The 22,107-nt window shown below is 49.7% G+C and carries 21 protein-coding genes and 1 tRNA gene; 14 read left to right on the top strand and 8 right to left on the bottom strand.

Going from position 1 to position 22,107, the window contains the following annotated elements; genetic code table 11:
* Positions 1-180: 180 nt before the first annotated feature.
* Both greB and Undi14_RS17135 read left to right on the top strand, forming a co-directional pair.
* Positions 181-729 carry a transcription elongation factor GreB gene (gene greB / locus Undi14_RS17140; RefSeq protein ID WP_186883496.1) on the top strand — a complete coding sequence of 183 codons (549 nt, stop codon included), beginning with the start codon at positions 181-183 and terminating at the stop codon, positions 727-729.
* A gap of 59 nt (positions 730-788) precedes the next feature.
* Positions 789-2,156, top strand: coding sequence for a DUF3422 family protein (locus Undi14_RS17135; RefSeq protein WP_200181820.1), 1,368 nt, complete (start codon positions 789-791; stop codon positions 2,154-2,156).
* Between the two features lie 284 nt (positions 2,157-2,440).
* Here the strand turns inward: Undi14_RS17135 and Undi14_RS17130 are convergent, their stop codons facing one another.
* From Undi14_RS17130 to Undi14_RS17115, 4 genes are all read right to left on the bottom strand, one after another.
* On the bottom strand, positions 2,441-4,735 hold the full coding sequence (locus Undi14_RS17130; protein ID WP_200181818.1) for a bifunctional (p)ppGpp synthetase/guanosine-3',5'-bis(diphosphate) 3'-pyrophosphohydrolase: 2,295 nt from the start codon (positions 4,733-4,735) through the stop codon (positions 2,441-2,443).
* Positions 4,736-4,790: 55 nt separating this feature from the next.
* The gene (gene rpoZ / locus Undi14_RS17125) at positions 4,791-4,994 is read right to left on the bottom strand and encodes a DNA-directed RNA polymerase subunit omega (protein WP_186883493.1); all 204 of its coding nucleotides are present in this window, start codon (positions 4,992-4,994) and stop codon (positions 4,791-4,793) included.
* 40 nt (positions 4,995-5,034) lie between these two features.
* On the bottom strand, positions 5,035-5,679 hold the full coding sequence (gmk, locus tag Undi14_RS17120) for a guanylate kinase (protein ID WP_200181816.1): 645 nt from the start codon (positions 5,677-5,679) through the stop codon (positions 5,035-5,037).
* Between the two features lie 122 nt (positions 5,680-5,801).
* A complete protein-coding gene (locus Undi14_RS17115; protein WP_200181866.1) occupies positions 5,802-6,704 on the bottom strand; it encodes a YicC/YloC family endoribonuclease in 903 nt (300 codons plus the stop codon).
* 143 nt (positions 6,705-6,847) lie between these two features.
* Between Undi14_RS17115 and Undi14_RS17110 the strand changes: the two genes are divergently transcribed.
* The 9 genes from Undi14_RS17110 to Undi14_RS17070 all read left to right on the top strand — a co-directional run bounded on the left by Undi14_RS17110 (position 6,848) and on the right by Undi14_RS17070 (position 15,428).
* Positions 6,848-7,861 (top strand): serine/threonine-protein kinase, encoded by a 1,014-nt coding sequence (locus Undi14_RS17110; RefSeq protein ID WP_186898405.1) that lies wholly within the window; start codon positions 6,848-6,850, stop codon positions 7,859-7,861.
* Between the two features lie 68 nt (positions 7,862-7,929).
* Positions 7,930-8,871, top strand: a complete 942-nt coding sequence (locus Undi14_RS17105) for a PP2C family serine/threonine-protein phosphatase (protein WP_186883490.1) — start codon at positions 7,930-7,932, stop codon at positions 8,869-8,871.
* A 3-nt stretch (positions 8,872-8,874) separates the two neighbouring features.
* Positions 8,875-9,612 (top strand): ribonuclease PH, encoded by a 738-nt coding sequence (rph, locus tag Undi14_RS17100; RefSeq protein WP_200181814.1) that lies wholly within the window; start codon positions 8,875-8,877, stop codon positions 9,610-9,612.
* 10 nt (positions 9,613-9,622) lie between these two features.
* On the top strand, positions 9,623-10,207 hold the full coding sequence (gene rdgB / locus Undi14_RS17095; RefSeq protein ID WP_200181811.1) for an RdgB/HAM1 family non-canonical purine NTP pyrophosphatase: 585 nt from the start codon (positions 9,623-9,625) through the stop codon (positions 10,205-10,207).
* The gene (gene hemW, locus Undi14_RS17090) at positions 10,208-11,467 is read left to right on the top strand and encodes a radical SAM family heme chaperone HemW (RefSeq protein ID WP_200181809.1); all 1,260 of its coding nucleotides are present in this window, start codon (positions 10,208-10,210) and stop codon (positions 11,465-11,467) included.
* An 88-nt stretch (positions 11,468-11,555) separates the two neighbouring features.
* Positions 11,556-12,659, top strand: a complete 1,104-nt coding sequence (locus tag Undi14_RS17085) for an HDOD domain-containing protein (protein ID WP_234030660.1) — start codon at positions 11,556-11,558, stop codon at positions 12,657-12,659.
* Positions 12,659-14,674: a bifunctional diguanylate cyclase/phosphodiesterase gene (locus Undi14_RS17080; protein ID WP_200181805.1), complete on the top strand. Its 2,016-nt coding sequence runs from the start codon at positions 12,659-12,661 to the stop codon at positions 14,672-14,674. The genes Undi14_RS17085 and Undi14_RS17080 overlap by 1 nt, the downstream gene beginning before the upstream one ends.
* 61 nt (positions 14,675-14,735) lie before the next feature.
* Positions 14,736-14,825: transfer RNA gene (locus Undi14_RS17075), tRNA-Ser, on the top strand.
* Positions 14,826-14,987: 162 nt separating this feature from the next.
* A complete protein-coding gene (locus Undi14_RS17070) occupies positions 14,988-15,428 on the top strand; it encodes an Arm DNA-binding domain-containing protein (RefSeq protein WP_186883484.1) in 441 nt (146 codons plus the stop codon).
* Between the two features lie 369 nt (positions 15,429-15,797).
* Here the strand turns inward: Undi14_RS17070 and Undi14_RS17065 are convergent, their stop codons facing one another.
* Genes Undi14_RS17065 through Undi14_RS17055 form a run of 3 tightly spaced genes read right to left on the bottom strand, consistent with a single transcriptional unit; the run spans position 15,798 to position 17,962 of the window.
* Positions 15,798-16,658 carry a polysaccharide deacetylase family protein gene (locus tag Undi14_RS17065; protein ID WP_200181803.1) on the bottom strand — a complete coding sequence of 287 codons (861 nt, stop codon included), beginning with the start codon at positions 16,656-16,658 and terminating at the stop codon, positions 15,798-15,800.
* 10 nt (positions 16,659-16,668) lie between these two features.
* On the bottom strand, positions 16,669-17,388 hold the full coding sequence (locus Undi14_RS17060) for an SDR family oxidoreductase (protein ID WP_200181801.1): 720 nt from the start codon (positions 17,386-17,388) through the stop codon (positions 16,669-16,671).
* 28 nt (positions 17,389-17,416) lie between these two features.
* Positions 17,417-17,962 (bottom strand): ester cyclase, encoded by a 546-nt coding sequence (locus Undi14_RS17055; RefSeq protein ID WP_186883481.1) that lies wholly within the window; start codon positions 17,960-17,962, stop codon positions 17,417-17,419.
* A 132-nt stretch (positions 17,963-18,094) separates the two neighbouring features.
* On the opposite strand from Undi14_RS17055, the gene Undi14_RS17050 reads away from it, so the two are divergent.
* Both Undi14_RS17050 and Undi14_RS17045 read left to right on the top strand, forming a co-directional pair.
* Positions 18,095-18,997, top strand: a complete 903-nt coding sequence (locus tag Undi14_RS17050) for a LysR family transcriptional regulator (RefSeq protein ID WP_186883480.1) — start codon at positions 18,095-18,097, stop codon at positions 18,995-18,997.
* A gap of 479 nt (positions 18,998-19,476) precedes the next feature.
* Positions 19,477-19,668: a cyclophilin-like fold protein gene (locus Undi14_RS17045; RefSeq protein WP_370589969.1), complete on the top strand. Its 192-nt coding sequence runs from the start codon at positions 19,477-19,479 to the stop codon at positions 19,666-19,668.
* 92 nt (positions 19,669-19,760) lie between these two features.
* Here the strand turns inward: Undi14_RS17045 and Undi14_RS17040 are convergent, their stop codons facing one another.
* Complete coding sequence (locus Undi14_RS17040) at positions 19,761-21,221, bottom strand: efflux transporter outer membrane subunit (protein WP_200181799.1); 1,461 nt, start codon at positions 21,219-21,221, stop codon at positions 19,761-19,763.
* A gap of 119 nt (positions 21,222-21,340) precedes the next feature.
* Between Undi14_RS17040 and Undi14_RS17035 the strand changes: the two genes are divergently transcribed.
* Positions 21,341-22,024 (top strand): TetR/AcrR family transcriptional regulator, encoded by a 684-nt coding sequence (locus tag Undi14_RS17035; protein ID WP_234030659.1) that lies wholly within the window; start codon positions 21,341-21,343, stop codon positions 22,022-22,024.
* Positions 22,025-22,107: the final 83 nt, after the last annotated feature.

Genomic DNA, 22,107 nt, shown 5'->3' with positions numbered 1-22,107 from the left:
CCTTCGCTATTATGGGAGTTTTACTTTACAGTGAGAAGTCTTGGTACTCGCCAGAATCTGCGCTGTGATCATTGTTCAGAGTTGATCGGAACAGCGCGATCGCTTATTTTATAAGGGATGGCAGAGCTGCGGTAAGAAGATGATGATTAATTTGATCTGCTTCGGCAGAAGATAAAATAAATGAGCAAAGCTTTTATAAAAGAATCTGAGCAGGACGACGATGAAGAGATCGGCGCTCCTGCCATTCCTGCCGGTGCGAAGAATTACATGACGCCGGAAGGCCATCAGCGGATGAAAGACGAGTTCTTGCGTCTGATTGATGTTGATCGCCCGGAAGTGGTGAGTATTGTTTCCTGGGCCGCTTCGAATGGCGACCGTTCTGAAAACGGCGATTACATCTACGGGAAGCGACGCTTGCGTGAAATCGACCGGCGCATACGCTTTTTAAGTAAGCGTCTGGATATCGCGGAAGTGGTTGATCCTCGCGTGCATCATGGTTCCGATCAGATATTTTTCGGGGCAACTATTGTTTATGAAAATTTACAGGGTGAAGAAATTACGATCACTATTGTCGGCGTGGATGAATTTGATCCGCTGCAAGGAAAAATTAGCTGGATTTCGCCAGTTGCCCGCGCGCTGACCAAAGCGCGTACGGGGGACACTGTGATACTGAAAACACCGGCGGGAGTCGATGAGCTGACGATACTGGATGTCATTTATCCAGCATAAATTGACTCAGAACGATCAGCATACTGCGAACCTCATTTACTACTTATACGGCATACACGATGGCACTTAACTATACCGATATCAACCATCCTTTGCGGATTCCTCTGGCTGCCGAAGTTCATTCGCGCCCATCATTACGCTTGAACGCGCCTGAGGTGCTGACCCATATCGCGGTCTTTGCGCATAACCAGGGGCGCATCGACGGCGATAATCTGCATGTGCAACTGCAGATACTCAGTGAATTTTGCGGATATTTTGGTGTCGCTTGTCCCGGTGGCGATGCTAAATATTTTTTCCATGATTTTGGTCGCTTCCGTCTGAAATGGGAATGTCATACCGAATTTGCGACCTATACGTTTCTGGATAATCCGGAAGAATCAACGCTGACCGCCGCTGCAATATCGGATATTGCGCAAGTGTTTGCAAAAGTGCCGCTACGTCATGTGCCGCAACAATGGCTGGCTGGCTTGCAAGGAAAAGTGATGGTGGCTGCCCACGTGGCCTTGATTCCTGCTACTACGCCTGTCGATGCCACGCCGCCGGCCGGTACGGTAACGATGCGCGGGATGTTTGAAGGCAGTGTGTTAGTCGGTAGCCAGGTGATTGATCGCGGTCAGGTCTGGACAGATTTTCTGATTCAGGCTGACGGTTTTAGCCGTTTCATCGTCAAGGATCAGGGGTTTCTCGATCAGCAGGCGGGACGTACTGTGCAGCGCATACTGGAAATTGAAACCTACCGCATGATCGCCTTACTTGGTCTGCCGCAAGCCCAGGCTGCCGCACCAGTGTTGAATGCAATTGAAAACGAGTTGGTGCAGATCACGTCCACCATGACGCTGGCAAGCGGCAGTGACGGTGAGCTGGCTGATACCGATGCTGAACAGGGTGTCTTACGGCAAATTATTGATCTGGCGGCGCGCATAGAAAAGCTGGCGCTGGAAAACAGCTATCGTTTTTCGGCGTCCAAAGCGTATTTCAGTCTGGTGAACGCGCGTATCGGCGAGCTGCGCGAGTCGCGGATTGATGGTATCCCTACGATAGAAGAATTTATGGAGCGTCGCCTCGCACCGGCAATGCATACCTGTGAGGCGATTGTACGCAGACAGGAAGCGCTGGCTGCCAGAATTGCGCATACCAATGATTTATTGCGCACCCGTGTCGGCATCGTACAGGAACAGCAAAATCGCAAAATCTTGCAAAGTCTGAATGCGCGGGCAGCACAACAACTGCGTTTGCAGCAGGCAGTTGAAGGGCTGTCTGTCGCCGCGATCAGTTACTACGTTGCTGGCTTATTTTTATACACAGGCAAAGGCATGAAAGCCATGGGGCTGGAAATTAATCCAGATTTGCTGACCGGAATCCTGATCCCCGTGATTGCCGTCTGTGTCTGGCTGGGCTTGCGGCGCATGCATAAAAAACTGCATTGAATTGTATTCAGCGGTTTTTTTGCGGGGCGTTGGTCTGCCGATAAACACAGCGCTCTGCAAGGTAATTGCCCCAGGGATCAATGGCGCAACCGGGGCAATTTAGTCTGCGGCAACTGGATGATTGAACGATAAATCCTGGAAACTGACGTAAATATACTCCCCGGAGTATATTTAAAGGCCCAGTCAATTCGCTGACAATAAGGGGTTTTTCTTTAAAAACAGGGGGAGTATATTAAAAACTGCCGTTTTCAGTTGTAAAGCAGGAGGGGGCATATAAAAATGGTTCAGACGCGCACGACGCGGATGACGCCACTCAGATGCTTGATGCTGCGCATAATCTTTGCCAGATGGCCGCGATCTTCCACCTGAATCGTGAAATGGATGTTCGTCATATCATTGGCATCGCCATCTTCCATATTCACGTGGCTGATATTTGCTTCCGATTCACCGATGCCAGCGGCAATACGTGCTAATGCGCCGCGTTCATTATTCACAGTGACGATGATGCGGGTATCAAAACTGCGATTCAGTTCTTCGCCCCAGGTGACGTCGATCCAGCGGTCAGGTTCTTTGAAATGCATGCGTTTTGCATGTTCACAGTCATCGGTATGCACCACCAGACCCTGGTCGCGTTTTAACTGGCCGATGATATTGTCACCCGGAATAGGCATACAACATGGCGCAAGTTGTACTGATAAACCTTCACTGCCATAAATAATGACAGGCTCGCGCTTGTAATTTTGTTTGTCGCCGAATTGCTGGAAAGGGAAAGGCGAATCGTCTTCGACCAGATCCAGAATATGTCGTGCGACCAGCGTTGCCATACGTTTGCCTATACCGATATCAGTATAGATTTCATCCATCTCTTTGGCGGTGGATTCATTGAGTAATTTATCGACCAGCGTGCCCGGTAACTCCGGATTCAGATTGACTGCCACCAGTGCCTGAGCGAGCAACTGTTTACCCAGTTCGGTCGATTCATTCAGGTTGATCGTGCGCAGATAATGGCGAATCGCAGAACGGGCTTTACCGGTACGCACATAAGTCAGCCAGTTCGGTGTCGGGCGAGAGCCGGGTGACGTAATGATTTCGATGATGTCGCCATTTTTTAATTCTGAGCGCAACGGTACCGGTTCGTGATTGATGCGCGTCGCAATCGCCTGATTGCCGATGTCGGTGTGAATGTTGTACGCAAAATCCAGTGCCGTGGCGCCACGTGGCAGTGCGATGATCTTGGATTTCGGTGTGAATACATAGACCGAATCCGGGAACAGATCGATCTTCACGTGTTCTAAAAATTCTGCCGAATCGCCGGTCTGTTTCTGGATGTCGAGTAAAGACTGCAGCCACGCATGCGTGCGTTGCTGCAAATCCGTCAGACTACCTTCAGCATCTTTGTAGAGCCAGTGTGCTGCGACGCCTGATTCGGCAACGCGGTGCATTTCCTGGGTGCGAATCTGAAACTCGACCGGCGTGCCATACGGGCCGATCAACGTGGTGTGCAGCGATTGATAGCCGTTGGTTTTGGGAATGGCGATATAATCTTTAAACTTGCCGAGCATGGGCTTGTACAGCGCATGCAGGGTACCGAGGGCGTAATAACTCTCGCGGAAATTTTCGACAACAATGCGAAAACCGTAAATATCTAATACCTGAGAAAAACTCAGATGTTTATCCTGCATTTTGCGGTAAATGCCATATAGCGTTTTTTCGCGACCATAGACCTCCGCATTCAGACCCGCTTCTTTCAGCGAGTTCTTCACTGCTTCCAGGATTTTGCTGACGACTTCACGACGATTACCACGTGCGGCTTTCACGGCTTTGGACAAAGTCCGGTAGCGCATCGGATACAAATGCGAGAAAGCTAAATCCTGTAATTCGCGATAAATATTATTGAGGCCAAGTCTATGCGCAATCGGCACATAGACGTCCATTGTTTCGCGTGAGATGCGGCGTTTTTTTTCTGAGCGCATCACGCCCAGCGTGCGCATATTGTGCAGGCGGTCTGCCAGTTTAACGAGAATCACACGCACATCGCGCGCCATTGCCAGCAACATTTTGCGGAAGTTTTCCGCCTGCGCCTCGATCTGGCTCTGAAATTCGATTTTTTCGAGTTTCGATAAACCATCCACCAAGGTGGCTACAGGCGCACCGAAGCGCTCTATCAGTTCTTCTTTTTTGACATCCTGATCTTCCATGACGTCGTGCAGCAGCGCCGCCATGATGGCTTGCACATCCAGCTTCCATTCGGCGCAGATTTCGGCGACAGCGATAGGATGCGAAATGTAAGGCTCACCGGATTTACGCACCTGACCCAGATGCTTTTCATCAGAAAAACGATAAGCCTCCTTAATCAGCTTGAGGTCGCCCGGCGACATGTATTCTGCGAGACGAGCGGAAAGTGCCGTCGTTGAGGCAACACCGACAACAGGTGCAGGCGCGGGGGCCTTTACATTGGCTTCAGTCGAAGTTGCGGCGTTTTTTTTTGCGCTGCTCTGCGGCGTGGCCGCTGATGGAAGGGGGGCCGTATCAGGTTCGGCCGGTTTGCTCAGAGATGAAGAGGTTTCTGTTGCGTTCATTCTGTTTTTTCCGGCCGATAAAGGTGGGTACTTTGATTTTTCGCGTAACGCGAAATTACATAGGAACTTTTTTCAGCATCTCAATACCGATTTTGCCGGCAGCGATTTCGCGCAGAGCAACAACGGTTGGTTTGTCTTTTGCTTCAACCTTTGGTGTGTGACCTTGCAATAACTGGCGTGCGCGATAGGTTGCGCACAGTGTCAGCTGGAAACGGTTAGGGATTTGTTTCAACGCGTCTTCAATGGTAATACGTGCCATATTTTTTCCTAAATACAAATGATACAAATAATTTTTTGAATTAATTCGGGTTGGCGTGGATGCCAAGCTGGGCAAACAATTCGCTGTTCCGTGTCGCCTGTTGAGTAAATCTGCAGCGGGTCGCTTTAACGATCGCGTTCAATTCAGACAACGCAGTGGTAAAGTCTTGGTTGATAATAACATATTCGAACTCGGGCGAGTGCGCCATTTCTCCGCCAGCGGCCAAAATCCGGCGTGTAATGACGTGAGGCTCGTCTTGCCCTCGTTTTTTCAGGCGTTCTTCCAGTGCCGGAATCGATGGCGGCAAAATGAAAATGCCGACAGCACCTGGAAATTGTTTACGTACCTGCTGCGCGCCTTGCCAGTCAATCTCCAGCAACACATCCGTACCCGCGCGCATCTGCTCTTCAATGATCAGACGGGAGGTGCCGTAGTAATTACCGTGAACTTCGGCATGTTCGAGAAATTCTCCGGCTTTTTCACGCGCAATAAAGTCTTCGACGGTCGTGAAATGATATTCGCGGCCATCCTGTTCGCCCGGGCGCGGAGGACGTGTCGTCGATGAAATAGATAACTTGATTTGTGGTTCCTGCGCCAGTAAAGCATTTACCAGTGTGGATTTGCCGGCGCCTGATGGCGCAGCAACAATGAACAGGCTGCCTGCAGTGGATGTGATAGGGCGCATACGGATCTCTGGTTGGTATCGTCAGTGAAACATGAGGCAACAAAAACACAACGGCGGCATTGTGTGCCGCCGGAATTGTCGCTTCTTAAAATATCGGCGGCAGTATAAGCAAATGTACCGCGTTATTCAAGGTTTTGTACCTGCTCGCGCATTTGCTCTATCAGCAGTTTCAATTCCATTGACGCATCGGCCAATTCTTTGAGTGCCGCTTTGGAGCCTAGTGTATTGGCTTCGCGATTAAGTTCCTGCATCATGAAGTCCAGACGTTTGCCGACCTGGCCGCCTTTTTTCAGAATGTGGCGTGTCTCTGTCAGATGTGCGGATAAACGGGCAAGTTCTTCCGCAACGTCGACGCGTATGCCGTATACAGTGACTTCCTGACGAATTCTGTCGAACGCTTCTTCGCGGGTAATGGTCTGGGCAGCGGCGTTGCCATTGGCGGGTTGTGCTAATCCCAGTGCTTCTTCGAGACGTGCAATCGATTTCTGCTGAAATTGCTGCAACATTTGCGGCATCAGCGGCTTGATTCTTTCGACGATTTCTTCCATCGCGGCTACCCGGCTGAGCAGTACCTGCTCCAGTGCTGCACCTTCACGCTCACGGCTGGTAATGAATGCTTCCAATGTGTCATTAATGCTACGGATAATCGTATTCTGCAGGCTGTCGGCATTGATTTCAGCTTCCTCTATGACTCCGGGCCAGCGTAACAATTCATTCACGGTGAAGGGAGCAGCGTCGGGAAAATGACTCTTCAAATTGTTTTGGAAGCTGACCAGTTGTCCGAGTATGGTTGTGTTCAGCGCTTTGTTACTGGTTTCGGTGGTTTTTTTTCCGAAACTGAAACGACATTCAACCTTGCCGCGGGCTAACTTGCGCGAGATCGCATCGCGGAATAATGATTCCACAGAGCGAAAATCATCATTGATGCGGAACTGCAGATCGAGAAAACGGGAATTGACACTTTTGATTTCTATGGTAATCGTGCCTGCATCGGTTTCCTGGGTGCTGGTCGCATAACCAGTCATGCTGTAAATGCTCAAGTTGTTTCCTTTTAGAGAGTATGCTGATGGGCGCAAAAGGGAGTAAGAAGTTGTTACAAACCATTATAGTCTTTACAAACAGTGCGATTATCAACACAATCGCTTTTGTCTAAAGGATGGAAACAACAATGGCTGCACAAAATAACGCCCCCTTGCCAGATGGTCTGGAAATCGCCGGTTACCGCATTGTAAAGAAAATTGCCTCCGGTGGCTTCAGTATTGTCTATCTGGCTTCGGATGAAGACGGTAATGCAGTTGCTATTAAAGAGTATCTGCCGAGTTCGCTTGCTTTGCGTCAGCAAGGTGAGCTTGTGCCTGCAATTTCAAATGAAAATCTGCCGATCTACCGCATCGGCTTGAAATGTTTTTTTGAAGAGGGCCGGGCGCTTGCTCGTATTTCACATCCGAATGTGGTCAGCGTTGTTAATTTTTTCCGCGCGAACGAAACCGTGTATATGGTGATGGCGTATGAGTCAGGACGATCATTGCAGGAGCATATTTTACGTCGTCGCGATAAAGGTGAAAAACCGCTGGTATCAGAGCGTTTCATCCGCCGTATGTTCAATCAGGTGATGAATGGTTTGCGCGAAGTGCATACCAATAAGTTGCTGCATCTTGACCTGAAACCCGCAAATATTTATCTGCGTCTTGACGGTACACCGATATTGCTGGATTTCGGCGCTGCGCGTCAGACATTGAAAACAGATATCCCGAAATTGTATCCAATGTACACTCCCGGCTTTGCAGCCCCGGAGTTATATCAAAAAAATGGTAGCCTTGGCCCCTGGACTGATATTTACAGCATAGGCGCTTCTATTTTTGCGTGCATGATAGGCGCTCCACCTCAACCTGCAGATCAGCGATTGACCAACGATAAAATGGAGGCGCATTTCCGCAAGCTGGAAGGTATGTATTCTCCTGAGCTGATTGAAGTTGTTCGCTGGTGCCTGAAGCTTGATCCATTGGAGCGACCACAGAGCGTATTTGCATTGCAAAAAGCACTGGCGATAAAAGCACAGCCAGCCCCAGAGCTGAGTTCGTTTGGCAAAATGAAATTGAAAATTACGTCTTTTCTTAAAAAATATAAGAAAAAGAAGCCAGAGAGTGACCATACAACGATACAAGAAAGCACATTGAATTAACGATGTTTGTGCTCGTACTGTCGGGTTACCTTTTTTATTAATTGTTATTTAAAGCATTACTACTGTTCATGCGCTTTTCCGTTTATCAAGAAAGTCACATTGGCGGCCGCAAGGTCAATCAGGATCGCATGGGATATAGCTTTACCCGTGATGCGATTTTGTTGCTATTGGCAGATGGCATGGGCGGTCATATCCTTGGCGAGATGGCGGCAGCCATCGCTATGCAGACGATAGGTTCGCTTTTTCAACAGCAGGCACATCCTTTGGTTGGGCGCCCGGAGCGATTTCTGGAGGATAGTTTTTTAGCGGCGCATCAGGAAATACATCGTTATCATACGTTGAATAATTTGCCGGAAACCCCGCGCACCACCATCGTTGCTTGTCTGATTCAGAATGGGTACGCTTATTGGGCGCATTGTGGTGATTCCCGTTTGTACTGGATGCGTCAAGGGCAGATACTCTTACGTACAAAAGATCATTCTCGTCTCGAAACCCTGATTGCACAGGGGAAGGTGGATCCATCAGAGCGTCACACACATCCTGATCGCAATAAGTTGTTCAACTGTCTGGGTGCGCCGAATGCCCCTATTGTTGAACTCTCACGGCGTGCTGCGTTGCAGCCGGGCGATATTATTCTGCTTTGCTCAGACGGTTTCTGGTCTATGTTGCCAGATCATATGCTGGCTCAACGTTTGCACGAACACACCATTGTTCGTGCAATTCCGGAGCTGATACGCTCAGCGGTCAGTATTGCTGGCAAACACAGCGATAACACGACGGCGCTGGCAATGATGTGGGAAGGCGATAACAGACTGGAGGATTCCTCCATTATTTCCACCAATACTTTACCTATTGGTTCCATTACGACTACCATACAGGCACCTGTTGATCCAGATGTCGCTTCGGATAGTGCAGAACACGATATTTTCAATGATGCAGAGATCGAAAAAGCGATTGCTGAAATCCGCAATGCGATCCATAAGTCGTCCCGTATTACTTCTAAAGATTAATTTATGTCTCATATTCAACGCCCTAGCGGCCGTGCAGCGGACGCTTTGCGGCCTGTCGTTATCAGCCGCCATTTTACGAAACATGCCGAGGGTTCTGTACTGATAGAGTTTGGCGATACCCGCGTGATTTGCACGGCCAGTATTGAAGATAAAGTTCCTGGCTTTCTGAAAGGAAAAGGGCAGGGCTGGCTCACTGCAGAATACGGTATGCTGCCAAGATCCACGCACACGCGTATGGATCGCGAAGCGGCCAAGGGTAAGCAATCTGGACGTACTCAGGAAATTCAGCGTCTGATAGGTCGCTCTTTACGTGCAGCATTTGATTTGAACGCATTTGGCGAACGCACATTGCATCTCGATTGTGACGTGATTCAGGCCGATGGCGGAACGCGTACGGCTGCTATTTCTGGCGCAATGGTCGCAGCCTTTGACGCCTTTTCCAAACTGGTTGCAAATGGCGTGATTGCGCAGGTTCCGCTCAAAAATTTTGTCGCTGCAGTTTCTGTCGGTGTTTATCAGGGGCTCCCGGTGTTGGACCTTGATTATCCTGAGGACTCTAGTTGTGATACAGATATGAATGTGGTGATGACCGATGCCGGGCATTTTATTGAAATTCAGGGAACTGCCGAAGGCGTCGCGTTTGATCGTGGCACGATGAATCAATTGCTTGATCTTGCTGAAAGTGGCATTAATGATCTCATCGACTTGCAAAAACAGGTACTCGGTTTGTTGGAAAACTGAGTAGATTGTAATGACAAAAAAAATCGTATTGGCCTCCAATAATCAAGGCAAGCTGAAAGAGTTTTACCAGATACTTTCGCCACTTGGCGTTGAGCTGTATTCGCAGTCAGAGTTTGATGTGCCGGAAGCGGATGAGCCTTTTTTCACTTTTGTGGAGAATGCGCTTGCCAAAGCCCGGCACGCGTCAAAACTGACAGGTTTACCCGCACTGGCCGATGATTCAGGCATTTGCGTGAATGCCCTGCAAGGTGCTCCCGGGGTATTTTCTGCCAGATACGCCGGTGAACCGAAATCGGATTCCAGAAATAATCAAAAGCTGATCGCTGATCTGCAAAATAAGGCCGATAAATCAGCATATTATTATTGCGTGCTGGTTCTGGTTCGTTCAGAACACGATCCCCAGCCGGTGATCGCTGATGGCATATGGAATGGTGAAATTGTTGCCAGTGCGCGTGGTGAGAATGGTTTCGGATATGATCCACATTTCTGGATTCCTTCGCTGAACAAAACAGTTGCGGAACTATCAGCAGAGCAAAAAAATCAGTTATCGCACCGAGGACAGGCATTGCGTGCATTGTTTGAGAAATTGAAATAAATGATTCCGATTAAACCGGTATCTCAGTTAACTGGCGTAGTGCGACCAACGACGGATATCTCCCAAATTCCACAAGATGTTGCGACAAAATTTTTGTCTCCGGGCAGTCTGAATCTGTCGGTGTTGCCGCCGCTGTCTTTGTATATTCACTTTCCCTGGTGCGTCAGAAAATGCCCTTACTGTGATTTTAATTCGCATGAAGTAAAGGGAAGTTTTGACGAAGATGCTTATCTGGCGGCGTTGCGCGCAGACCTTGAAGTTTCGCTGCCCCTGATCTGGGGCAGAAAAATTTATACGGTATTTATTGGCGGAGGCACGCCAAGCCTGATGTCGGCTGCAGGTGTTGATCGCTTGTTGTCGGATATCCGCACATTATTACCGATAGATGGTGTCGCAGAAATTACGCTGGAAGCGAATCCCGGAACTTTTGAAACCGAAAAATTTCGCTCGTTCAGACAGAGTGGAATTAATCGCTTATCGGTAGGCATACAAAGTTTCAATTCACAGCACCTTGCTTCTTTGGGGCGTATTCATAACGGTGATGACGCTAAACGTGCAATTGATATTGCCAAAACACATTTTGATAATTTCAATCTCGATCTGATGTTTGCGTTGCCCGGGCAAACGCTGACTGAAACGCAGCAAGACATTGAGATGGCGCTGTCTTTTGCTCCACCACATTTATCCCTGTATCACCTGACGTTAGAGCCGAATACCTATTTTGCCAAATATCCGCCAGCAATTCCTGATGATGATACAAGCGCAGAAATGCAGGAATTGATACACGCGAAGATGGCAGGCGCGGGCTACGTTAACTACGAAGTGTCGGCGTATGCGCAACCCGGTAAAGCATCCCGGCATAATCAGAATTACTGGAATTTTGGCGATTATCTGGGGATCGGTGCAGGCGCTCATTCCAAACTGTCGTTTCCACATCGCATCATTCGTCAGGCCCGCTTCAAACAGCCGAAAGCATTTATTGAGGCGAGTATGGCTGGTAATGCAGTGCAGGAGTCGAATGAGATCGATGCACGCGATTTGCCATTTGAATTTATGCTGAATGCCTTACGTTTGAATCAGGGGTTTCCTGTCAATTTATTTCAGGATCGTACTGGTCTACTGCTGAATTCAATAGAGAAAGAATTGCAACTTGCGGAGAAAAAAGGACTGATACAAAGAGATCATCAGACAATTTCACCGACCCCGACGGGGAGGTTATTTTTGAATGATCTTCAGGAAATTTTCTTGCGTGACGTGTAATTCGATGTGCCAATCATTTATCCCTTCTTTTTTGCCAGTCATGAATTCGCAGCAGCAGTTGTCTGCGATTTACCCGGATTTTGGTGCCATGTCGCAGAGCGTTGTATTCAGAACGCTGGAGCACTGGCAGAACACAAGTTTTTTCGACAGACTTGCTGATATCAGCTATTTCGTTTCTGTGAAGGATCTCCAAGAAATACCAGCAGATTTGCATACCAGTCTGTCTGGCTCCCGGATCGTGCTCTGCGTGTCTGATGAACTATGTGCTGAAGAGTCGAATCACGCCAAGTTGAATGACATCGTCAATAACGGATTCAGAATAGTCACTGATCAGTTAAATGCGCAAACAGAATTGCGTTGGACGGATGCCCGGCATGTTGCGGTCGACTGTACTAATGGTGTGCCATTAAGTTGCAGGCCCTGGATCACACGTCTTAGCAGCGGTCAGCATTGGGCGAAACAACTCTCGTCTTCGATAGAGTTGGAGCAAGCAAAGCAAGCAGGCTTTACTTTGTTTTCAGGAGATTATGCGTTTAATCCTCCAGCAAAAAATAAAGCGGTGGATGGCTCGGCCCGCACGCGTTTGCTGAAATTACTGGGATTGCTTTCCCGTGATGCCGACTCCGATGAACTTGAAAATTTAATAAAACAAGATCCCACCTTGTCTTTCATGCTGTTCAAATTAGTCAGTTCCGCCGCTTTCAGTCAATCGGTGCGCGTTTCATCCTTTGGCCAAGCCATCAGTTTATTAGGTCGCAGGCAATTGCAGCGCTGGTTACAGTTGCTGTTATATGCGCGTCAACAGGATCTGGGTGGTGCGCTTAACCCCTTGATGGCGCGAGCCGCATTTCGCGCCAGTATGATGGAAGCTGTATTTCAGAAGCTTGGTGCAAGTAAAGACGATCTGGATGGTGCATTTATGGTCGGTATGTTTTCCTTGTTGGATAAATTGTTCGGCAGTGCGTTGTCGGAGGTACTTCAGCCTTTGCAATTGCGTGAGGATATTTTGCACGCGTTGTTATACAGATCTGGAAAACTGGGGCAGTACCTTTGTTTAGTTGAACTCGCGGACCGCACAAACACCATGGCGTTAAACGAACAAACGAGATTGTTGGAATTAGATGCAGACAGCTATTACGCTTGTATTTGTGACGCGTACGTTTGGGTCAATCAGGTCTGCCGGGATATGTGATGACGGAAACATCTGTTGATGTACTTAATCTGAGTCTCGGCGTCACTTTGGGTGAGGCTGTTCTTAGCCTGGATGGGCGTGATCTGGACAGTGAAATTAACCGGATTGCGCATACCTTATTTTCTGATGGGGCGGTCAGTTACGAACGAGGTACCGTTGCGTCTGGAATGTCCGGGCAGGGATTTTGTGTTTCTGTTTCGCCGGAGACTTATTATCTGCTCGCCGCTAAACAGGGTGTTTATTCCGAGGCGGATCTGGAAAAAGTGAATGCGTTGGCCGTGTTGACTGCCCGCCTGTTTGCTAAACGTCAGCATCTTTTGCAGCAACAAGATATGAATTTGCAACAACATATGTTGCAGATGCAGATACTGGATCAGATTCATGAATCGGTGATTACGATGGATCTGGCTGGCTTCATACTGAGCTGGAATCGTGGTGCCGAAAAATTATTTGGTTATCGCTCTGACGAAGTGCTCGGAAAAAATATTCTGTTCTTGTATGACAATGAAGAGTCAGATGAAGGAACGTCAGCGTTTTTCGATCATTTTCTGGAGCATGGTGGTCGTGAGATGGAGGTGCGCCGCCGAAAAAAGTCAGGAGAGGTGTTCTGGGCCAGCCTGACTTTGTCTACGCTCATCAGTCAGGATAATCAGCCGGTCGGCATTGTCGGATATCTCAGCGATATCACCCAACGCAAAGAGGCAGAACTAAAAATTAATCGCCTTGCTTATTTCGATACCCTGACGCAGCTTCCCAATCGTAGTTTGTTTAAACAACTGGTTGATCAGTCTTTGCAGCAATTGCGACGTAAACAAACAAGTGGTGCGTTGCTCTTTATCGATTTAAACCGCTTTAAGCCTGTGAACGATACTTTCGGGCGCCAGATTGGCGACGCTTTGTTGATGCAGGTTGCCAGACGTTTTCAGCAAACTCTGCGAAACGAAGACATTATTGCCCGTTTGGGTAGCGATGAATTTGCCATCGCTTTAACCGATGTGAATCAGTATTATCACGCCAGTCTTGTCGCGCAAAAAATTCTCTCGTCCCTTGATGCTGCATTTGATATCGGCATACATGAGCTACGCGTCAGCGCCAGTATCGGTATCAGTCTGTTTCCGGAGGATGGAATGGACGCAGATAGTTTGTTGCAACGTGCAGATATTGCGATGTTTAAAGCAAAGCGCAATGGTGCTGGTATTTCGGGTAGTTATGCGTTTTACAGTCAGGGTATGGATGCACACATTGCCGGAAAGTTATTCCTTGAGTCTGGCTTGCGCAAAGCGCTTCATCAGCAAGAGTTTTTCCTGGTATATCAACCGAAGATCGACGTGCAGACGCGTACCTTGGTTAGCGTTGAGGTTTTGCTGCGTTGGCAGCATCCTGAGCGCGGTTTAATCTCTCCAGTGGAATTTATTTCCATTGCTGAAGAGACTGGGCTGATTCTGCAAATTGATGCCTGGGTCTTAAGTTCCGCCTGCCAGCAAGCGAAGTCATGGCAGGATGCAGGCCTGACTCCGTTCAGAATCGCAGTCAATCTGTCGGCCAATGAATTCACCAGTGGCTTACCATCGAAAATTGAATCGGTACTGCGGCAATATCAGATTTCACCAGACTGGCTGGAACTTGAAATCACTGAAAGTATGCTGATGCACAACACCGAGAGTGTGATCGCGATTATGGAGCAACTGGTTGCACTCGGCGTTAGTCTTGCACTGGACGATTTTGGCACTGGCTATTCCAGTCTTTCGTATCTGAAGCGCTTTCCAATCTCATCCATCAAAATTGACCGTTCTTTTGTGCAGGGCATCCCTGCTGATGCAAGTGATTGTGCGATTGCGAGTGCGATTATTGTTATGGCGCACCAACTGCAGCTGAAGGTTGTTGCGGAAGGGGTTGAGACAACGGATCAGTATCAATTTTTGAGTGCCACATCTTGTGATGAAGTGCAAGGCTTCCTGTTTTCAAGGCCGACATCCCCGCAAGAGATTGTGAAACTGATCGGTAAAGTCTTTTAAGGCAAAAAATCGTCGCCGAGGCTTGTTTTGCGTATCGCTATCAGGATATAATGCGAGGCTCGGAAGCTTGGCAGAGCGGTTGAATGCACCAGTCTTGAAAACTGGCGAGGTGTTAAAGCCTTCGTGAGTTCGAATCTCACAGCTTCCGCCAAAAACATGTAAAAAATGGGGTGAAATCAAGAAAGATTTCACCCCTTTTTTCTTTGTGTAATCAACGCTCTTAGCGTTATGTTTCGCAAACGGACGTAAAGCTATGTAAAAGGTAGGAAGTAGGTGGAATGTAGGTAACTTAAAAAAGTTACCTACTTTTGCCATGGCACTCACGACAAAGCAGATTGACGCTGCAAAATCCAAGGACAAGCCCTATAAAATCCGCGACATCGAGGGGCTATATCTCTATATCTCTGTCGCTGGATCAAAATCATGGAAGTGCGATTGTGATGTTGGTGGCCGGCGCACGACGATCACGTATGGAAAATATCCCGATCTTTCTCTTGCTGATGTCCTCCTGAAAAATTTTGAGCGTAAAAAAGCCCCGGTTGAGCGCGTAAAGATGGCGCAGACATTTCGCGAGGTTGCGCTGGAGTGGCTTGAAAAGAAAGTCCCTTCGCTCTCCAATCCAAAACGTCAGCATCAGACCATCACATCGCTTGAGCAATTTATTTCTAAAGTTGGTGATCTGGCGATCGATAAAATGCCGCTGGCCGTGCGAATGATGTACTCGATCACGTACTCGCCACAACACCGAAAGTAAAAAATCGGTGCTCATTGAGCAGCCTTTCCATCGCCTTCACACCTCAACTAACGACTCCTGTGTCCGTAGCTTTACTGTTTCTCGCACTAGTGGCTGGAGATTTATTGATAGCCAATAGGTCGAATAAGTAGAAAGGTTTACTATCTACACGGCGACATTCTACCGTGGGCTATCTCAGCCTGGTTCAGTTTGAAAATCTAAAGTGCGCCTGGCGGAAGTATCTGTGACGTCGGGAAAGGCCAGTTTCAGCATCAACGCAGCTGGGCTGTATGTTATTTATCGTGATTTTATGCAGACCTTGTTAAAGTGCGCAGCGCGAAGTTGCCGCTGCGCCTTATTTTGCACTAACACCTTTAAACAGTAGACGACTCAATCGAGATAGACACGTTCTGGTACGTTGGGCAAGGTGAGAGCGAGGTCGGCAATTTGGTCCTTGCGCAGAAAGACGACTCCAGGATGGCTCTTGGCGTAGGTGATGAAGTCGTCCAGAGCTTTGACGCGGCTTGGCGTGCCGGCGATGCGGTCGTGGGTGGATATCGACATCATCCGACGCCGTGTGGCAGATTCTGAGTAGAGCTGGTCGAATTCATCACGGAGTTCTTGCCCGAATGCAGCAGCGGTGAGCGGACCTTCAGCGCCGAAGCGAGCAATATCGTTCATGCGCAGTGTGTAGGGTACGATGGCGAAGGGTAGACCATTGATCTGGGTGCGCATAGGTTCGTCTCGTGACAGATCATCGATGTGATAGCGAAAGCCGAGTGAGGCAAGGATGCTCAGCGTGTTTGGGGTGCCGCGTAGCCAAAACGCATTGAAGCCAGTAGGACGTGTGCCAGTGGCGGCTTCAATGGCAGCAATATTGGCTTCGTAGGAAGCACGTTCGGTCGCTTGGTCCATTGTCCAATGTGGAGTCCAGGTTTGCCCGTGTGCGGCCGCTTCGTGGCCGCGGGCGACGATTTCGTGCGCTAGTTCAGGATGTTTTCGCACCGCTTCACCCACCATGTGCGAGGTGACTTTAATGTTGTGTTTGTCCCATAAGTTGAGCAGGCGCGGGATACCTTCATAGATGCCGTAGTCGAACCATGTCCGTGCGGGTAGATCGGGCAGGCTTTGCTCCATGACTGGGAACGGTGAGCCATTGTTGTGTTCGCTTTGGGCGCCTGCTTCGAACTGCATGGAGACGGAAATTACTAGCCGGATGTTATCGGGCCAAAAGGCGTGTGGAGTTGGCATGTATATTTCCTTATCCGGCGATCAATGCGCCGCTGTCGAGATCGATTACCGTGCCGGTGAGGGCACGGGCTTGCATGGCGAAGAGGTAGGCCGCGGCTGTGTCTTCGGGACTGGCAACAAAGCCAACTGGTAGAGTGCTACTGAGCTTGTCAAATACGGCGGCACGGGAATTCTCGTCCAGATGGGTCCAGTTGGGAGTATCGACGGGCCCCGGGCTGACGGCGTAAAAGCGTAATGGAGCGAGTTCCTTTGCCAATTGCCGGACGGCTGCTTCGAGTGCAGCGTTAATGAGCGTTTTGGCGAGGGCATTGATCGTAGGCTTGCGAGCCAACATGCCAGAGGTCAAGCCGATGGAACCACCGTCACGGATGCGCGGTGCTGCGTACTTGGCCGCGAGCAGGCTACCGTAGAGCTTGCTGTCCACCGCATCATGTAGGGCTGAGAAATTTTGTGTGACGAGTGGCGAGGCTCCGATGGGGGCGGCAGCGGTGACGACGAGGTGATCAAACGTACCAATATGCTCGAAGAAGTCAGCGACTTGTTTTTCGTCGCGTATGTCGAGCACTTCGGTAATGATTCCAGGGATATCCTGGGCGGCTGCGGTTAGCTTGTGGGCGTCCCGCCCAGCGATGTGGACTTTCCCGCCTTGCGCGGCAGCGCCACGGGCAACGGCCAGGCCGATACCCGAACTGCCGCCGATGACGACAATTCGTTTGTCTTTGAGTGACATGATAGTTCCTAGGTTTTAGTTGTTGGAATTAGTGACCGACAATGCCCAACTGTTGCAACAACGTCAGGTTGTCTTCCAGGTGCCAGTTCTCGGCGATACGCCCATCGGCAATCCGATAAATATCGGTTGCGATGAAATCTACTTTTTGGCCCTTACCCTGTACGCCGTTGAAGTGCCCGGTGAAGTGCCCGGTGAAATGCAGACGGCCCACCACGCGGTCTCCGACAAGGAGCATTTCATCGACCGAAGTAACGAGATCGGGTACGGCAGCACGAAAATTGCGGGACGCAAATAAGGGGCCTTCAATTCCTTGTGGGCGGCCGGGCGGCAAAGTACGGTCGATAAAGTTGCTGTCAAGCGCAGCTTTGGCGAAACTGGCATCGCCCGTGTTCCAAAAGGCATAGTAGCGACGGGCGGCGAGGCTCATAGATTCCTGCTGCGAGGGTGCAATGCCCTTATCGACGATAACGGAGGGTGCGTTAGGCAGAGCGGAACTGTCGGCCGCACTGGCGGCGTTGCCCATAAGTGTGATCATGACGGCAACGACTAGTTGGTGAAGTTGAAAAGTGCTCATGGATATGTCCTTTAACGATTATTCGTCAGCCACTTGCTGGCGTATCGCTATTTTTATCTTTATTAAATTGGAATAAAATGGATGAAAATGCATAAGCATCTGTTCCATTTTAGAAAAGATTGAGAGGCTTCCATGGTAGAGTTAGCCGATATGCGCCTGTTTGTGAGCACGGTGGCCTGCGGTAGTTTGTCTGCGGCGGGGCGTGATCTTGGTTTTTCTCCGGCAGTGGGTAGTAAGCGACTAACACGTCTGGAGGCGGATTTGGGCGTTCGACTGTTGCAGCGCAGCTCTCGTCGTTTGGCGCTGACGGAGGAGGGGGTAATCTACTACGAACGCTGTCAGGCGATTTTGGCCGATGTAGCTGATGCGGAGGCCGCCGTGGGCAGTGTCCGGCAAGAGGCGCAGGGCGTGTTGCGGGTATCTTCCCCAGTGGCGTTGGGTCGTCGTTGGATCGGACCGGCCTTAGCTGAGCTGGCGGTGATGGCACCAAGGTTGTCTGTTCAACTGACGCTGACAGATCAACTTGTCGATTTGATAGAGGGCGGTCTGGATTGCGTTGTGCGTATTGGCGGTGCACCTGATTCGCGGCTGATTGCGCGGTATCTCACGGATAATCGCCGTATCATCTGTGCCGCACCAACCTATTTGAACCAACGTGGCATACCCCAGACGCCAGCAGAGCTGGTTGCGCATGATTGCATTGTGATGAGTCGCAACAGTGCATCCCATGCAGACTGGCGTTTGGAGCAGCGCGATACGGGGCTGCAGACGACCATAAGGGTCAAGGGGCGATTTGCGACGGATAATGGCGAACTTGCCCACGACTGGGCGCTTGCAGGCATGGGCTTGGTGCGCAGGTCTTTCCTCGACGTTTCGGACGAGTTAGCCAGTGGCCGTTTAGTGGAAGTGCTGCCACAGTGGACTGGTGAGTGCGCCCCTGTGCAAGTGTTGTACGCATCGCGCAGACATTTGCCGGCGAGGGTGCGACTGTTTATCGATCACTTAGCGGCGATGTTTGCGCGTGCCGCAATGTAGTATGCCAAGGAACACTGACGAAGAAATCGAAGCATGGCGCAAAATTCGTTTCGCTTCTGCCCATAGAAATACCTAAGCCGCTGAAAGGTTTTTGAAACACGCCTTACAGGCCGAAACGAATGAGCTTATGGGTAAAACCTTCCCGTAAAATTCAGCCACGCATAATCAGTGTTCTTGAGGCAAACTCATATGCCAAAGTAGAGATGTGTAAGAGCAGATTTACAGAAACACAGATCATCGGAATGATGAAAACCATCGAAGCGGGCAGGCTAGTCAAAGACATCGAAGAAGAAAACCATATCCATCGTAGGCTACACTTCGCCCGCTTCATAACGTTTGATATTAAACATGTTTATCTTTTTTAATAACATTACGCAGCTTCCGCCAAAATCAAAAAAAAAGCCTTTGATTTTCAAGGGCTTTTTTGTTTTTCTGAATTGTTCAGTATGCTATTTTGTGTCGGAATGAGTTGAATTGGCGTGGACGGGGGCGAACCGGCAATTGGCGATATCACTTATTACGCTCCCTGGGGAAATCTGGTGATTTTTTACAAAGACTTCGCTTACTCAGAAGGTCTCATCAAGCTTGGGAAAATCGACTCTGACCTTGAAGCGTTCAAAAGGGATTGGTTGCTAAAAGTCACCATCCAACTGGTAAGTAACGCCCAGTAAACGTGGTTTATCGTCAGAATCGAATCTGCAAGAGATAATGCGTTTTTATCTCGACCAGGGCTAACGCGCGTATTTGTTTGCACTTGTTGGGATTATCTGCGTGCGATAGCTTCGGGATAGTCGCTTTGCCATCCACCGCCCAGCGCCCTGAATGTCGCGACTGCTGTGCGTGCCGATTCAGTTTGCGCTTGTATTTGCATGTCTGAGGCACGTAATAAGTTTTCGTCCGCTTGCAAGACTTCAATCAGGCTGACGATCCCTTTTTGATAGGCTGCAAGCGAGGCGCCTCTTGCCCGTTCCAGAGAAACCACACCCTGGGCTAGGATACTGGCTTGCTCTTCACGTTTTACCAGGGCCGAGAAAGCGTTTTCCACATCTTCGGTCGCCCGCAACATGGCGAGCCGGTATGCTGCCAGGGCTTCGGCTTCTTGCCCCTTGGCCAGGCTAATCTGCGCATTGATACGGCCAAAATCGAACAAGCGCCAGCGAAGACCCAGCGCACCAGTTGCCTGGCTGGCGCCGCTGGTGAATAAGTTGCCAGCAGAAACCGAGGTTGTGCTACCGATGAGCCCACTAAGAGAGAGTTTGGGGTAATACTCAGCGATAGCCATGCCAATACGGGCATTCGACGCAGCCAGGCGGCGTTCTGCCACGATCAGGTCGGGGCGGCGCCGGAGTAAATCACCCGGCGAGCCGCTTGATGCAATCTGTGGGGGCGATGGAATTGCAACAGCATTTGCCAGTTCTACCCGGTAGGTACCAGGCGGTTTACCTAACATGACATCCAGCGCATTCATGGCTGTATCCAGACCTGTTTCGAGAATCGGCACCGATGCCTGTGCCAGCGCCAGCGCGCCTTCGGCTTGTCGCGCCTGAAGTTCAGCGACCAGTCCCTTGCTGTAAAGAAGATTGATCGTGGCAAGCAAGTCTTTTTGGGTCTGCACTTGCTTGCGGGCGATATCAAGGCGAGCTTGCAGGCCGCGGATGCTGATATAGATGTCGGCGGTTTGCGCGGCCACTGTCAGCCGTGTCGCTGCGACGCCAGCCTCTGAAGCCTGATATTCGGCGAGTGCCGCTTCCCTGGCGCGACGTACACCGCCAAATACGTCCAGTTCCCAGCCTACGCCGAGATTAACATCGTAAGCGTTACCGTGACGATCGAAATTAGGCTTTGAATTCAAGACTTGCCCCAGTGGCGTTTCAACCGACTGATAGGCGCGTGCACCCTGAGTATTGACGGTGCCGGAAGGTAGCAATGCAGCATTGGCTGTGTTGAGTCCTGCTCGCGTCTGGGTGACACGGGCGGATGCTTGAGCAAGATCCAGATTTTGCTCCATAGCAGTTTTTACGAAGCGGGTCAGTTGTGGATCACCAAAACTTTCCCACCAGACACTGAAGTCAGCGGTGACTTTGGCATGCCGTTGCTCAATCGCGGTATGACCCAAATATCGATCTGGCATGACAGGGGAAGGTTGAATGTAATCTGGCCCGACAGCGCAACCCGTTGCAAGACTGGTGGTGACGAATATTAAAAGAGAGCGTTTAATCGGCATGGACATCTCCCGTACAGTGAAGGGGCTAACTAAAAGGAAAAATTGAGGTAACTTGAAGTGACTATATCATAAATTAGTCACTTATTGTGTAAGCTGAATTTAAGAGGTAAGCTATTAGCATGAGTAAAATAACCACCACAACCACTATGGCCAGCACCGCTGCCATTGCAACGGCGATTACCGCGACCACTATCGCTGGCACCCATTCAGGCACTACCCGCGGCCCCATTGAGCACGAAGTGCGGAATCAGATCGTCATCGCCGCCACCCAGCACTTCCGGCTGTATGGTTACGAAAAGACCACGGTCTCTGATCTTGCAAAGGCTATTGGGTTTTCTAAAGCGTATATATATAAGTTCTTCGAGTCCAAACAGGCCATTGGCGAACTGATTTGTGCAAATTGCCTGCATGAGATTGAGACAGACGTCAGGACGGCCGTTGATGGAGGCGGTTATCCGTCAGAGAAATTCCGGCGTATGTTTAAGACTATTGTCGAATCCAGTCTCCGTCTTTTTTTTGAAGATCGTAAGCTTTATGACATTGCAGCCTCTGCCGCTACTGAAAACTGGGAGTCGGTACGCACCTATGAAGCGCGCATCAAAATGTTGCTGCGAGACGTCTTAAGTCAGGGGCGCGAGACGGGTGAGTTTGAGCGCAAGACACCGCTGGATGAGACTGTTGCGGCAATTTATCTCGTCTTCCGCCCTTATCTCAATCCTTTGATCTTGCAACACAGCCTTGACTCCACCGCTGATGCGCCGGCACAACTATCCAGCTTAATCCTGCGAAGTCTCTCGCCATAAATGCTATATTTTAATTGTGACTGTTGACATAATTGGTCACTAGTCTCAAAATTGGAATCCTGTTCAGTTATATGTGGGATTCC

Source organism: Undibacterium sp. 14-3-2, from assembly GCF_016595265.1.
GTDB lineage: Bacteria > Pseudomonadota > Gammaproteobacteria > Burkholderiales > Burkholderiaceae_D > Undibacterium > Undibacterium aquatile.
Note: the sequence above shows the minus strand (reverse complement) of the source record. Positions and strands in the feature narration are given on the sequence as shown.

Coding starts and splice junctions, on each gene's coding strand:
- rpoZ (WP_186883493.1), bottom strand. CDS start 4,994: ATGGCACGTATTACCATTGAAGACGCGTTGAAACAAATCCCTAACCGT.
- Undi14_RS17105 (WP_186883490.1), top strand. CDS start 7,930: ATGCGCTTTTCCGTTTATCAAGAAAGTCACATTGGCGGCCGCAAGGTC.
- Undi14_RS17110 (WP_186898405.1), top strand. CDS start 6,848: ATGGCTGCACAAAATAACGCCCCCTTGCCAGATGGTCTGGAAATCGCC.
- Undi14_RS17065 (WP_200181803.1), bottom strand. CDS start 16,658: ATGCCAACTCCACACGCCTTTTGGCCCGATAACATCCGGCTAGTAATT.
- hemW (WP_200181809.1), top strand. CDS start 10,208: ATGATTCCGATTAAACCGGTATCTCAGTTAACTGGCGTAGTGCGACCA.
- Undi14_RS17130 (WP_200181818.1), bottom strand. CDS start 4,735: ATGAACGCAACAGAAACCTCTTCATCTCTGAGCAAACCGGCCGAACCT.
- Undi14_RS17050 (WP_186883480.1), top strand. CDS start 18,095: ATGGTAGAGTTAGCCGATATGCGCCTGTTTGTGAGCACGGTGGCCTGC.
- Undi14_RS17055 (WP_186883481.1), bottom strand. CDS start 17,962: ATGAGCACTTTTCAACTTCACCAACTAGTCGTTGCCGTCATGATCACA.
- Undi14_RS17035 (WP_234030659.1), top strand. CDS start 21,341: ATGAGTAAAATAACCACCACAACCACTATGGCCAGCACCGCTGCCATT.
- gmk (WP_200181816.1), bottom strand. CDS start 5,679: ATGCGCCCTATCACATCCACTGCAGGCAGCCTGTTCATTGTTGCTGCG.
- rdgB (WP_200181811.1), top strand. CDS start 9,623: ATGACAAAAAAAATCGTATTGGCCTCCAATAATCAAGGCAAGCTGAAA.
- Undi14_RS17080 (WP_200181805.1), top strand. CDS start 12,659: ATGACGGAAACATCTGTTGATGTACTTAATCTGAGTCTCGGCGTCACT.
- Undi14_RS17085 (WP_234030660.1), top strand. CDS start 11,556: ATGTCGCAGAGCGTTGTATTCAGAACGCTGGAGCACTGGCAGAACACA.
- greB (WP_186883496.1), top strand. CDS start 181: ATGAGCAAAGCTTTTATAAAAGAATCTGAGCAGGACGACGATGAAGAG.
- Undi14_RS17070 (WP_186883484.1), top strand. CDS start 14,988: ATGGCACTCACGACAAAGCAGATTGACGCTGCAAAATCCAAGGACAAG.
- rph (WP_200181814.1), top strand. CDS start 8,875: ATGTCTCATATTCAACGCCCTAGCGGCCGTGCAGCGGACGCTTTGCGG.
- Undi14_RS17135 (WP_200181820.1), top strand. CDS start 789: ATGGCACTTAACTATACCGATATCAACCATCCTTTGCGGATTCCTCTG.
- Undi14_RS17040 (WP_200181799.1), bottom strand. CDS start 21,221: ATGCCGATTAAACGCTCTCTTTTAATATTCGTCACCACCAGTCTTGCA.
- Undi14_RS17060 (WP_200181801.1), bottom strand. CDS start 17,388: ATGTCACTCAAAGACAAACGAATTGTCGTCATCGGCGGCAGTTCGGGT.
- Undi14_RS17115 (WP_200181866.1), bottom strand. CDS start 6,704: ATGACTGGTTATGCGACCAGCACCCAGGAAACCGATGCAGGCACGATT.